At 55.4% G+C, this 13,261-nt stretch carries 11 protein-coding genes; 3 read left to right on the forward strand and 8 right to left on the reverse strand.

The annotated features are described in order from the left end of the window. Positions 1 to 9: 9 nt before the first annotated feature. Positions 10 to 225, reverse strand: a complete 216-nt coding sequence (gene osmB / locus FGI04_RS06250; RefSeq protein ID WP_016942482.1) for an osmotically-inducible lipoprotein OsmB — start codon at positions 223 to 225, stop codon at positions 10 to 12. 354 nt (positions 226 to 579) lie between these two features. Here osmB and araD point away from each other — a divergent pair, with 354 nt between their 5' ends. Beyond that, a complete protein-coding gene (gene araD / locus FGI04_RS06255) occupies positions 580 to 1,275 on the forward strand; it encodes an L-ribulose-5-phosphate 4-epimerase (protein ID WP_407274741.1) in 696 nt (231 codons plus the stop codon). A 442-nt stretch (positions 1,276 to 1,717) separates the two neighbouring features. Further along, positions 1,718 to 2,734, forward strand: a complete 1,017-nt coding sequence (gene kdgT / locus FGI04_RS06260; RefSeq protein ID WP_342701111.1) for a 2-keto-3-deoxygluconate transporter — start codon at positions 1,718 to 1,720, stop codon at positions 2,732 to 2,734. A gap of 85 nt (positions 2,735 to 2,819) precedes the next feature. Here the strand turns inward: kdgT and FGI04_RS06265 are convergent, their stop codons facing one another. The 6 genes from FGI04_RS06265 to FGI04_RS06290 form a co-directional block, all read right to left on the reverse strand. Then, the gene (locus FGI04_RS06265) at positions 2,820 to 4,886 is read right to left on the reverse strand and encodes a carbon starvation CstA family protein (RefSeq protein ID WP_342701110.1); all 2,067 of its coding nucleotides are present in this window, start codon (positions 4,884 to 4,886) and stop codon (positions 2,820 to 2,822) included. Positions 4,887 to 5,217: 331 nt separating this feature from the next. Beyond that, a complete protein-coding gene (locus FGI04_RS06270; protein WP_342701109.1) occupies positions 5,218 to 6,135 on the reverse strand; it encodes an aldo/keto reductase in 918 nt (305 codons plus the stop codon). Between the two features lie 100 nt (positions 6,136 to 6,235). Next, positions 6,236 to 8,167, reverse strand: coding sequence for an exoribonuclease II (locus FGI04_RS06275; RefSeq protein WP_407273304.1), 1,932 nt, complete (start codon positions 8,165 to 8,167; stop codon positions 6,236 to 6,238). 140 nt (positions 8,168 to 8,307) lie between these two features. After that, positions 8,308 to 8,781: a DUF2335 domain-containing protein gene (locus FGI04_RS06280; protein WP_407337395.1), complete on the reverse strand. Its 474-nt coding sequence runs from the start codon at positions 8,779 to 8,781 to the stop codon at positions 8,308 to 8,310. Continuing rightward, positions 8,768 to 8,974, reverse strand: coding sequence for a hypothetical protein (locus FGI04_RS06285; protein WP_019845791.1), 207 nt, complete (start codon positions 8,972 to 8,974; stop codon positions 8,768 to 8,770). The genes FGI04_RS06280 and FGI04_RS06285 overlap by 14 nt, the downstream gene beginning before the upstream one ends. Positions 8,975 to 9,158: 184 nt before the next feature. Beyond that, on the reverse strand, positions 9,159 to 11,468 hold the full coding sequence (locus FGI04_RS06290; RefSeq protein ID WP_407336437.1) for an FdhF/YdeP family oxidoreductase: 2,310 nt from the start codon (positions 11,466 to 11,468) through the stop codon (positions 9,159 to 9,161). A 204-nt stretch (positions 11,469 to 11,672) separates the two neighbouring features. Here FGI04_RS06290 and FGI04_RS06295 point away from each other — a divergent pair, with 204 nt between their 5' ends. Continuing rightward, entirely contained in the window at positions 11,673 to 12,590 is a 918-nt protein-coding gene (locus tag FGI04_RS06295) for a LysR family transcriptional regulator (RefSeq protein WP_342701303.1), read from the forward strand. Positions 12,591 to 12,695: 105 nt separating this feature from the next. On the opposite strand, the gene FGI04_RS06300 is transcribed toward FGI04_RS06295, so the two are convergent. Continuing rightward, positions 12,696 to 13,100, reverse strand: a complete 405-nt coding sequence (locus tag FGI04_RS06300) for a hypothetical protein (RefSeq protein ID WP_342701106.1) — start codon at positions 13,098 to 13,100, stop codon at positions 12,696 to 12,698. Positions 13,101 to 13,261: the final 161 nt, after the last annotated feature.

The raw sequence follows: 13,261 nt of genomic DNA on the forward strand, positions 1-13,261 counted from the left end.
GCGGGGTGGTTATCGCGTCGTCTGGTGACCGATGATGCCACCTACCGCTGCGCCGCCAACCGTGCCGAGGGCGCTGCCGTTGGTCAATACCGCGCCGCCGAGTGCGCCAATACCCGCGCCGATGGCGGTATTCCGTTGCCGTTTATTCATACCGGCACAGCCTGCCAGTGTACTGACGATCACCATAGCCAGAACGGCGGTTGTGAATTTTTTATTGATTTGCATGGTTCTTCTCCGGTTATTCACCTTGCATGGCAGCGCACTATCACGGCCATGAATAATGTTATTGTCGTGGCAAGGGGCGTTATGACAGAGCGCGATGACTTGCCGTGACGTGCTGTGTCTATCTGGCTGCCAGTATAATTATCGGCAGGGGGCGTAACAGGTGAAAAACTCTTAATTCACAGTAGGCTGGCGGCGATGGCAGCAATACGACCTGCTTTCAGGCACGCCTTCGGTGTCGGCGTGATCCCTTTCCTGTCGTCCCAGCAGAACACAGCCCGTTTTTCAGCCATTCAGCCCATACCTGTGCCGGTAGCCCGACGTGAGAATAGGGCAAACCACACAGGAGGGCGGATGATGTTGGAAGAACTTAAAATTCAGGTGCTTGAAGCTAATCTGGCTTTACCCCGGCATCAACTGGTGACCTTCACCTGGGGAAACGTGAGCGCGGTGGATCGTGAGCGCGGTCTGATGGTGATTAAACCCTCAGGGGTCGAGTACGACGTGATGACCGCGCAAGACATGGTCGTCGTTGAACTGGAAAGCGGCCGGGTGGTGGAAGGGCAGCGTAAGCCCTCGTCTGACACCGATACCCACCGCGTGTTATATCTGGCTTTCTCAGCGTTGGGCGGAATCGTCCATACGCACTCACGCCATGCCACTATCTGGTCACAGGCGGGTAAGGATTTACCGCCGTGGGGAACCACCCACGCTGATTATTTCTATGGGCCTATTCCCTGCACCCGATTGATGACCGAGGCGGAAATCAACGGGCGCTATGAGTGGGAAACCGGGCAGGTCATTGTCGAGACATTTCGTGAGCGGGGATTGTCGCCACAAGATATTCCGGCGGTATTGGTCAATACCCACGGCCCGTTTGCCTGGGGAACGGATGCGCATAACGCGGTGCACAATGCCGTGGTGCTGGAAGAAATCGCTTACATGGGGATTTTCTCGCGTCAACTGACCCCAACATTGGAACCAATGCAATCCACGTTGTTGGATAAGCATTATCTGCGTAAACACGGTAAGAACGCTTACTACGGGCAGTGATTCATCAGGGATCTAGCCGTCACGCGCTGGTTGCCCGTCATACGTGCTTTACCTCTCGCAATGGGGGATAGATATCTTTTTCTCCATTGCGGAATAAACAAAATAACGAACCCGCAAAATAGAAACATCGTTTTATTTGCTTGCCAATGATCACTTTTCTCTCATCATTAAACGACTACCTTCAGCACTGAGAAGTATGGGGTCGCTGTCCTCCTTGCTGTTTTCTTTATCATCGACGCATCTTCATTGCCGATTTTCTACATCGCCAATGCTGGTGATCAATGGTGGCGATGTAGTTCAGGGATGTGACACGGCCTTGCTTCGGGTGGGCTGAACAGGCGGTGTTACGTCATGAATGCGCGGTTCAGGTGGTAGATGCAGGTCATGACGGATGCGTCTGTATTGCTCATGGTTTCTGTCCCTTTTTCAGGCAATGAATCCTATGCATATCAAACGTTCTATTGAAAAGATTCCGGGTGGCATGATGCTGGTGCCGCTGTTTCTTGGCGCGTTGTGTCATACCTTTGCGCCGGGTGCTGGCAAGTATTTCGGGTCGTTTACCAACGGTTTGATCAGCGGCACGGTGCCGATTCTGGCGGTGTGGTTTTTCTGCATGGGGGCATCGATTCGGCTGAGTGCCACCGCAACGGTATTGCGTAAATCTGGCACGTTGGTGGTGACGAAAATTGCGGTAGCCTGGGTGGTGGCAGCCCTCGCGTCACGCCTGCTGCCGGCGCATGGGGTGGAAGCCGGCTTTTTTGCCGGGTTGTCCACCTTGGCGCTGGTGGCGGCGATGGACATGACCAATGGCGGGTTGTATGCGTCCATTATGCAGCAATATGGCACTAAAGAAGAATCCGGCGCGTTCGTGCTGATGTCGCTGGAGTCTGGCCCACTGATGACGATGGTGATCCTAGGCACCGCCGGTATCGCCTCGTTTGAACCGCATGTTTTTGTCGGTGCGGTGTTGCCGTTTCTGGTGGGGTTTGTACTGGGGAATTTGGATCCGGAATTGCGTGAGTTTTTCAGCCGTTCGGTGCAGATGCTCATTCCTTTTTTTGCGTTCGCGCTGGGCAATACCATTGATTTGAGCGTTATCGGTCAGACCGGGTTCCTGGGGGTTATGCTAGGTGTCGCGGTGATCATCATTACCGGTATCCCGTTGATGGTGGCGGACAAGCTGTTGGGAGGTGGTGACGGTACCGCGGGGATTGCCGCTTCCAGTTCGGCAGGGGCGGCGGTGGCGACACCGGTGCTGATTGCGGAAATGGTCCCGGCGTTTAAACCGGTGGCCCCGGCGGCCACGACACTGGTGGCGACATCGGTGATTGTGACGTCGGTTCTGGTTCCGATCATCACCGCGATGTGGTCAAAACATGTCAAAGGTGGCGATGGCACCGTCGTGCAAGAAGAGGGCGCGCCGGAGCAAGAACAATCGCAACAGGCAGCACATCACTAAGCAGCACATCACTAAATAGTGCTCACGCCCTCTGGCAATGGGGGCGTGAGCGGTGTGACATGGGCCCGGAAAAAATCTGAAGGGATCAGTTGTTATGCGCCTCCTGTCGCCAGGCGGCGGTGGTTTCGTGTGTGGTGGGACTGTGACTGTTTAATGCACGGCGGATAGCGAAGAACGCAGCGACCAGCATGGTGACCGCCACCAGCATAAAGAAGCCGCACAGGATGGCGTTAATCTGGTTGCTAAACACGATGGTTGCCATGTCCTGCATGTTCTTGGCCGGCGCTATCAGGGTGCCGGATTCGATACCTGTCGAGAAGCGTTTAGCCTGCGCCAGAAAACCGATACTGGGTTTTTCGTGGAAAATCTTCTGCCAGCCTGCGGTCATCGAGGTGATAAACAGCCAGGCGGTAGGCAGTATCGTCACCCAGGCGTAACGCTGTTTTTTCATCTTGAACAGCACGACCGTACCGAGGATCAGCGCCATTGAGGCCAGCATCTGGTTACCAATGCCAAACAGCGGCCACAAGGTGTTGATACCGCCCAGCGGGTCGATCACCCCCTGATAGACGAAGAAACCCCAGCCCGCTACCGCCACGGTAGTACCGGCCATGTTGCCCAGCCAGGAGTGACTTTTCCCCATCCCCGGCACCACCAAACCCGCCAGATCCTGCACCATGAAGCGGCAGGCACGGGTACCGGCGTCAACGGCGGTAAGAATAAACAGCGCTTCGAACAGAATGGCGAAGTGATACCAGAAGGCCATCATGGCCCGGCTATTGAAGATGTCGGTAATAATATGCGCCATGCCAACGGCAAAGGTCGGCGCACCACCAGCACGCGAGAGAATCGAGGCTTCACCGACGTCTTTGGCGATGCTGCTAAGATCAGCCGGTGTGATGACAAAGCCCCAGCCACTGACCACTTGCGCGGCGTTTTCTACCGTGGTGCCAATCAGCGCGGCGGGCGCATTCATGGCGAAATACACGCCGGGGTCGATCACCGAGGCGCAAATCAGCGCCATGATGGCGACGAAAGACTCCATCAGCATTGCGCCATAACCGATGAAACGGATGTGACTTTCGCGCTCAACCAGTTTGGGCGAGGTACCGCTGGAGACCAGTGCGTGGAAGCCGGAGATAGCACCGCAGGCGATGGTAATAAACAGGAACGGGAACAGGCTGCCTGAGAACACCGGCCCACTGCCGTCAATAAAGCGTGAAACCGCAGGCATTTTCAGTTCAGGCATAGCAAACAGAATGCCGATCGCCAGCCCGACGATCACGCCGATTTTCAGGAAGGTGGAGAGGTAATCGCGCGGTGCCAGCAACAGCCAGACCGGCAGTACCGAGGCAATGAATCCGTAAATCACCAGTACCCAGGTCAGGGTGGTGCCTTTCAGGGTAAAAAACGGTCCCCAGTAAGGATGGGCGGCAATGTCGCCACCGTAGACAATCGCCATCATCATCAGCACAAAGCCTATCAGCGACACCTCGGCAATCTTGCCCGGTCGCAGAAAGCGCATGTAGACCCCCATAAACAGCGCAATCGGGATGGTGGCCGCAATGGTGAATACCCCCCACGGGCTGTTGGTCAACGCTTTAACCACCACCAGCGCCAGTGCCGACAGGATGATGATCATTACGCCCAGTGCGCCCAGCATGGTGACGACCCCGGCGAACGACCCTAATTCCTGACGCGCCATCTCGCCTAATGAGCGACCATCACGACGCGTGGAGATGAACAGCACCAGAAAGTCCTGCACGGCACCTGCCAGCATCACGCCGATCAGGATCCACAGCGTACCCGGCAGAAAACCCATTTGCGCCGCCAGAATCGGCCCCACCAATGGACCAGCACCGGCGATAGCGGCAAAATGGTGGCCGAATAACACCCACTTGTTGGTAGGAACGTAATCCAGACCATCGTTGTGACGCTCCGCTGGGGTTAAACGGCGGTCATCCAGTTCGAACACCCGACGCGCAATAAACAAGCTATAAAAACGGTAGGCAATGCTGTAGCACGCGACGGCGGCGATGACCAGCCAGACGGCGCTCACATGCTCTCCCTGACTCAGCGCCAGCATGGCAAACGCCACGGCGCCGGCTATAGCAACAGCTATCCAGATAGACACGCTCTTGATCGTTTTCATCTCACTGACTCCTGACTGGTTATGATTCCCGGTCGTCGATAATCCTGGCACCCTGTCAACGAACCTCTTGGCGTAACGAATACGGCAAGACACCAGCAATACTCGAATCGTATCCACAGCGGGATAACAGGAAATATTGTGATATCAATAAATAACCATAGTGCAGCGATTAATCAGCGTGGTCATAACAAGATAAAAATGTGAGCAAAGATATATTTTTGTTACGAATAAAGCAGTTGTCTGTATTTTCAATCAGAGAGAAACGGGTGATGGGGGAATGGCCCGGCGCGGCAAGCCCGGCGGGAGCCGGGCAAGGCACGGTAAAGTCAGCTCAGGGGAGCTTGTTACCGGCCGCACGATAAATTTCATACCATTCTTCGCGGCTGATGTGCAGTTCAGAGGCGGTGGCGATGTCTTGCAGGCGTTGTGGGTCCATACTGCCGACAATCACTTGCATACTGGCTGGGTGACGCAGGATCCAGGCCGCCGCGAGCGCGGTGGTGGATACGCCGTGCTCGCTGGCGATATGCGTCAGCGTGGCATTGAGCTGCGGGAATTTATCGTTATCCACGAATACACCGTCAAAGAAGCCGTACTGGAAGGGCGACCAGGCCTGAATGGTCATCTTCTGCAAACGACTGTATTCCAACACCATGCCGTCGTGGTGCAGTGACGGCGCATGGGTCATATTGACGTTGAAACCCGCGTCAATCATTGGCGTGTGCATAATGCTAAGCTGTAACTGGTTAGTCAGCAGCGGCTGGCGCACCGCGCTTTTCAGTAATTCGACCTGCAACGGGTGCTGATTGCTGACGCCAAAATAGCGCACCTTACCGCTGGTTTCTAATGCGTCAAAGGCGGCGGCGACTTCATCTGGCTCGCACAGCGTATCCGGGCGGTGCAGCAGCAAGGTGTCGAGGTAATCTGTGTTCAGGCGTTTCAGGCTATCTTCGACCGACGCAATAATGTGCGCTTTGGAGAAATCGAAAAAGCCGGGGCGGATACCGCATTTGCTTTGCAGCAGCACCTGATCTCGGGTGATGCCCGCCTGACGCGCCGCGGCGGCAAACATCTCTTCGGAACGGCCACCGCCGTAAATATCGGCGTGGTCAAAGAAATCGATACCGGCATCAAGCGCCGTTTGCAACACCGTGGCGGCTTCCTGCTGTGTCTTGCCCGCCAGCCGCATACAACCCAGCGCAATATTCGGGACTGACAGGGTACTTGTTCCCAGTGTGATTCTTTTCATGTTCACCTCTCCGTTATGTTGCTCTCGGTTACAGGGGCTGTGGTGTGCTCCCGACGATAAAAAAACGCCACCCGGTGGGGTGGCGTGATACGGATGCGGATTAGGCGGCGGGTTTGGCGATAATGCTGCGCGTTTCAAGCCGCACTTCGGTTAATACCACCGTCAGGGTATCGCTTTGGCGATAGACGGGTTCGCCTTTTACCGTCACGATGCCGGTTTCCTGACTACAGACCAGCTCGTCGCGTACCGCGTGGATAAACGAGGCTGGAATGAAGGCGGAAGCCCCGTTTTCTAGCAGACGTACACGCAAGCCGCCACGATTGACATCCATAATCTCGGCGGTAAAGCGGGTGTCGGTACCGGCTTTGTCTTTCAGGAAACGGGCGTACAGCCAGTCACTGACGTCACGCTCTGCCATACGGTTAAGACGACGACGCTCAGCCAATTGCTGCGTGACGTCATCCTGCGGTTTGTCTGCTGCGGTATGGGTGATGACGGCCTTGAGCAGACGATGGTTAACCATATCGCCGTATTTACGAATCGGTGACGTCCAGGTGGCGTAAGCCTCCAGACCCAGGCCAAAGTGTGGACCGGGAGCGGTGCTGATTTCTGCAAATGTCTGGAAACGACGGATACGGCTATCGAGGAACTGGGTCGGTTGGGCGTCCAGTTCACGGCGCAGGATACAGAAGCCTTCCAGCGTCAGCAGTTGCTGAGCCTCAGCATGAATCCCGTTGCTCTCCAGCACGGCAACCGCCTGATCAATACTGACCGGATCGAAACCGGTGTGGACGTTGTAAATGCCGAAACCGACGGTGTCGCGCAGTACCTGTGCCGCGCAGACGTTGGCGGCGATCATCGCTTCTTCCACGATGCGGTTAGCGATGCGGCGTGGTTCGGTAACGATATCCAGCACTTCACCTTTCTCGCCTAACAGGAAGCGATAATCCGGGCGATCGCGGAACACCAGCGCATGGGTGGAGCGCCAGGCACTGCGCGCCTGACACACGCGATGCAACAGACGGATTTGGCTGGCGATGTTATCGCTCTGCGGCTGCCAGTCGCCACGCTGCTCCAGCCAGTCCGACACCTCGTCGTACACCAGTTTGGCACGCGATTCGATCCAGGCGGCAAAGAAGCGAATCTGGCTCAGTGCGCCATCAGCGGCGACGGTCATGCGGCAGGCCAACACCGGACGGCGTTCGTTTGGGCGCAGTGAACAGATGTCGTCTGACAAGTGGCGCGGCAGCATCGGAATGTTAAAGCCGGGCAGATAGTTGGTAAACGCGCGTTGACGGGCAATGCTGTCCAGCTCGCTATCGGCACGCACGTAAGCGGTCGGGTCGGCGATGGCCACCGTCATATCCAGCGTCCCGTCGCCGTTGTCCTGCACGTACAAGGCGTCATCCATGTCTTCGGTGCTGGCGCTGTCGATAGTGACAAAATCCAGCCCGGTCAGGTCTTCACGCTCAAGCGAGCCATCGTCGAGTTCGGCCGCGTCGGCGTTCGGCGCTTCGCGCTCCAGATTATGACGCGACAACGTCACCCACCAGGGGGCTAGCGGGTCATCGCCGGTAGTAATGTACTGGGTCAGGTCAGCAAAGAAACCACGATCGCCTTTCAACGGATGACGGCGCATTTCCGCGACCGCCCAATCGCCTTCTTTAAAGTCCTGCTCGACGCCACGCGCCGGGCGGCACGGAATGGCGTCTTTCAGCAACGGATGATCCGGCACGATAGACAAGCGGTCATCTTTTTTCTGTACCCGGCCGACAAAGCGGGTCAGAAACGGTTCCACCAGCGATTCCGGCTCCGCGATTTCGCGCTCTTTTTCGGTATGCAGCGTGACGATGATACGGTCGCCGTGCATCACTTTCTTCATGTGCGGCGGCGGGATGAAATAGCTCTTCTGCGCGTCGGCTTCAAGAAAACCAAATCCTTTGTCGGTGGCTTTGACGATACCTTCCGCTCGTGGCGTCTGAGAGTGGAGTTGCTGTTTAAGCTGCGCAAGCAGCGGGTTATCTTGAAACATAGCGTCCAGAATTGCGGTTAATAGTGGCTTTAGCGGCAGACAGTTTTACGCGAATCGGCCGCTGGCGGCAAGCGTTGCTGCAATGAACAGCCTGTACAATGCCGACGTGTTCGAACTACGTCTCGGGGTAGGTGGGTGGGTTATTCGCTGTTGTTGGAAGGACGATATCTTCCGATAACAAATACCGACGCCAGCCCGATTAAATCAAGCGTGATTAACGTACCGGCAAACACCATTTCGCCCTTCCAGGCAAAAAAAGTCGCGATTGCCAGAATAGTCATGGTAATGGCAAATGCCATCCACTGCCCGCGTCTGTCTCTGCTTATCTCGCCGTCGAGGCCTTTTTCAGTGATACGATGACGATGGGCCTGCTCTCGCTCGCTTTTCGCCATGATCCTTTCAGCGCCGTTGGGCACGATATCATCGTACTCTTTCAGCATTTCTGGAGGGGGAAGCGGTCCGCGAAAAAATGTGGATGAAACGATGGCTTGAATCTGTGGCCTGGCAAGCAAGCGCTCAAGGAATACCGGGTTTTCAATCAGCGTAGACTCGACTCTTTCGGCAAGCGCCTGTGCCTCTTCATTTTCCCTGTTCTGTGTGTCAGCGTTTTGCAATCCCTGACGCAATTCCTTTTCTTCTTCCGTATGCATTCATCGCTACTCTTAGGTCGTCACCTATGGCTTGAAAATCACTGGCCATTCTCTGCGCATCACTTTGCTTGTTGATGTCTGCCAGATAGTCTGTCGCTGGCATCAGATCTAAAATGCTGCCGGCGGCACGAAGATACCTACGGGTTGCCTTCAACATGTTTTATCTCCTTGGAACCAACACTGATGACATTCTTCTTAGTTAATCTTACTTGAGTATGGCACGGTTGCAAATAACGACTAAACAATCTGTTGTCGGAGTTTACGGGCATCAGTATGACACCCGTTGTGGGTAGCATGATGGATTAAACCGGGCGTGAAAAGAACCCACCCGGCCAGGGGTATCAGGCGATGCGTTGCAGCGTGGTGTCGGCACTGGGGGTAATGCGTACCGGCACGGATTTGGACGTCGGGGTGAAGGTGCCGTCGCCGTAGCTGGATAACGGCACCAGCGGATTGGTTTCCGGATAGTACGCCGCCAGATTACCGCGAGGAATGTTATAGCTGACCAACCGAAACCCACGGACTTTACGCTCGATGTGGTCATGCCACAGGGTTTCGATATCCACCCTGTCGCCGTCTTGTAGACCGAGCGCGGCGATGTCCTCCGGGTGCATAAACAGCACGTCGCGCTGGCCGTACACGCCGCGATAACGGTCATCCAACCCGTAAATCGTGGTGTTGTACTGGTCGTGGGAACGCAGTGTTTGCAGGGTAAACGGTGCCGGGGTATCACCGTATACCGGCACCACGCTGTCGGGTAAGGCGGCGGCGCTGAAACCGGCTTTACCGGTGGCGGTGTTGAAACGGTAGTCGGCGGCGGCGTTACCCAGCCAGAATCCCCCCGGTTCGGCGCAGCGCTGATTGAAGTCAGCAAAACCCGGCAGGGTGGCGGCGATGTGATCGCGGATCAGGTTATAGTCGGCCGCCAGCGCCAGCCAGTCGAGGTGCGCGTTGCCGAGGACGGCGTGGGCAATGCCCGCCACGATGGCCGTTTCCGAGCGTTGTTGGTCCGACAACGGCGGGCTTATCCCCTCAGAGGCATGCACCATGCTAAACGAGTCCTCGACGGTGACGAATTGTGGGCCACTGGCCTGCATATCCCGTTCGGTGCGCCCCAGCGTCGGCAGAATCAACGTATCACGCTGTGCGGTAATCAGGTGGCTGCGGTTGAGTTTGGTGCTGATATACACCGCCAGTTCGCAGCGGCTAAGCGCCTGTGCGGTGCGCTCAGTATCCGGTGCGGCGGCGGCCAGATTGCCACCCAGCGCGATTAAGACCCGTACCTCATCACGCAGCATCGCCTCCAGCGCTTGTACGGTATTGTGGCCGTGGCCGCGCGGCGGGGTAAAACCGAAGTGACGTGCCAGACTGTCGAGCATCGCGTCAGAGGGTTTTTCATCAATCCCCATGGTGCGGTTACCCTGCACATTGCTATGGCCCCGCACCGGGCACAAACCTGCCCCCGGCTTGCCGAGCTGACCAAACAGCAGTTGCAGGTTGACGATTTCCCGTACCGTGGCGACCGAGTGACGGTGTTGAGTCACCCCCATCGCCCAGGTGCAGATCACCCGCTCAGAGCGCCGGTAAATATCGGCGACATAGCGGATTTGCGCCTCACTCAGCCCCGATTGCTGGGTGATTTTGTCCCATGAGGTGGCATCCACCTGTTGCAGATAGGCGTTGACGCCGTCGGTATGCTTATTAATGAAGTCCTGATCGAACAGCCCGCTGTCTCCCGCGTCCAGCCGTTGACGATGGGCTTCCAGCAGCGCTTTTACCATGCCGCGTACTGCCGCCATGTCACCGCCCAGATGCGGTTGCAGGTAGGTTTCACTGATGGTGCCGGACAGCGGCGTCAGCAACTCCAGCGGGTTTTGCGGGTTGGCGAAGCGTTCCAGACCCCGTTCGCGCAAGGTATTAAACGCCACGATATGCGCACCGCGATCGGCGGCATGTCGCAAACTGTGCAGCATACGGGGGTGATTGGTACCGGGATTCTGACCGAAGACGAAAATGGCGTCGGCGTGTTCGAAATCCGCTAATCGTACCGTGCCTTTACCCACGCCAATGCTCTGTTTCAGCCCGGTACCGCTGGCTTCATGGCACATGTTGGAGCAGTCGGGGAAATTATTGGTGCCCGCCATACGGCCGAACAGTTGATACAGGTACGAGGCTTCGTTACTGGCCCGACCGGAAGTATAAAGCTCCATCTGGTCGGGGTGTTCCAGCGTGCGGATATGGCTGGCGATAAGCGCGAAGGCATCGTCCCAGCTTATCGGTACGTAATGGTCGCGCTCCGGGTCGTAACGCAGCGGGTGAGTCAGCCTGCCTTGATATTCAAGGAAATAATCGCTCTGGCGGCGCAGTGTACTGACGCTGTGCTCAGCGAAGAAATCCGGCCCGGCGGCTTTGCGGGTGGCTTCCCAACTGACCGCCTTGGCACCGTTTTCACAAAAGCTGAAGGTACTGCTGTTGTCATCTCCCCAGGCACAGCCGGGGCAGTCGAACCCTTTGCTTTTATTGACTCGCATCAAATTACGGATATTTTTCAGCGCTTGCTTGCTGTCCAGAACAAAGCGGGTGGTGGCTTCCAGTGAGCCCCAACCGCCAGCAGCGGCGCGGTATGGCTTAATGGCAGATTTAAATTTCATGATTCGCTACGCAGGTGATGATGTTTTTAGTATGTAAAAAAATCTTTAAAACTTTGCTTGCTAATCAAGAGTGTAGGCGGCGTGTCACAGGGCGTCTAATCAAAGGGGATAATAGCGGGATAGAGGATGCTTATCGTGGTGGTCATCTCTGCTGCGCCAGAGGGGGATGGTATACTGCCCCAGCCTGACATGCTGGAGAACCTGATGGACATTAAGCAACTTATCTACTTGTGCAATCTGGAAAAAGAGCGCCATTTCGGCCGTGCGGCCGAGGCCAGTTTTGTCAGCCAGCCGACATTATCGATGCGACTGAAGAACCTGGAGCGGGAACTGGGGCTGTCGCTTATCAATCGGGGTAACAATTTCGAGGGGTTTACCGCCGAAGGCGAGCGGGTATTGGCCTGGGCGCGGGAAATGGTGTCGGTGTATCAGGGGTTGAAGTTGGAGGTAGCATCACTGGCACGCGGTACCAGCGGGTTGTTGCGTATCGGTGCGGTACCACAATGCAGCATGGCGGTACCGGCCTTGCTGGCCGAGGTCAGCCGTACCTACCCGGAGATGGATTATCAGGTCGCACTGTTTAGCGCCGATCAGTTACTGGAAGCACTCACTGCCCACACGGTGGATGTCGGGATCGGTTTTTTCGAACTGACGACGCTGCGCGAGTTACATTTTCAGGCCTCATCGCTGGCGGAGCAGGGGGCCTCGCTGCTGTATCATCCACGCTACTTTCCCACGCTACAGGGGGACGGCCCACTGACATTAGCGGAACTGGCGACTGTGCCGTTGTGTCTGGCGGAACCCAGCCGTTACTTTCGCCGCTATCTGGACAGTCAGTTCAGGGAAGCCGGGGTGACGCCGCGAGTGCGGGTGGAAAGCGCCTCGATACTGCAATTGATGCAAAGTGTGTTCGTCGGGCTGGGGTGCGGCATTGTACCCAATGGCAGTTTGCTGCCGGAGATGACCCCGGAACTGGCCTGGCGGCCGTTGGCACTGACACCGATGTCACGACACGGTGCGGTGGTGATTGCCGAAGCCGGGCGAGCCACCATGCTGGCACAACATTTCTTTGACGCCGCGCAGCACTGGCTGGGTGAGCGTTCAGTCGCCCGTTTGCTTTAGGTTATTCTCTGTACGATGCAGAATACCAGCCGTTGGCGCTGGTATTCTGTGGTTCTTGCTTGCCAGAAAAAGTAGTAGGCGCAGGTGTGGCTCTGGGTTGTGTTTTTAGGCGTCGAACCAGTTTTCTAGATAAGTCTCTAATTTTTCTTTCTCTGTACCAGTCAGGTTTTTTATTATAATGATCTTTTCAACTGCTAAATCAATAGCCTTGCCTTCTGGATTAAATTTTTTCCATACGACTTCTTTTTCAGAAATAATAACACTTCCATCATTGTCTTCAGGAATATCGTTTAAAACAGTGCAAAAAACAATACAGTATCCATTTAAAAAGTGTTCTTTATCTTCAGCATGGTTCCATTGGAAAACAAGGTCAATTTTTTCTGTCAGGTAGAAGCCTTTGCCTTGGGCATTGACATTTCCATGCTGTATCTTAATCCCTTTCTCAATAAAGTTTTTTTCATGCTCGATGATTGTAATATGAAAAAGTTGGGTTCCTTTCTTTAATAACATGTATACCTCTTTTTATCTTGTGAAGTGAATATGATAAATAATAGGTTCATTTTATTTTTTATTATCATGTTCCACTTGGAGGAATTTGCCGTTTTTTGGGGGATTTAAGGTAGAGAATAGGATATATAGTGATTTACGCTTTTCTGGCGAGGGTTGTCTTT

Origin of the sequence: Dickeya ananatis, assembly GCF_019464615.1 — a bacterium.
GTDB lineage: Bacteria > Pseudomonadota > Gammaproteobacteria > Enterobacterales > Enterobacteriaceae > Dickeya > Dickeya oryzae.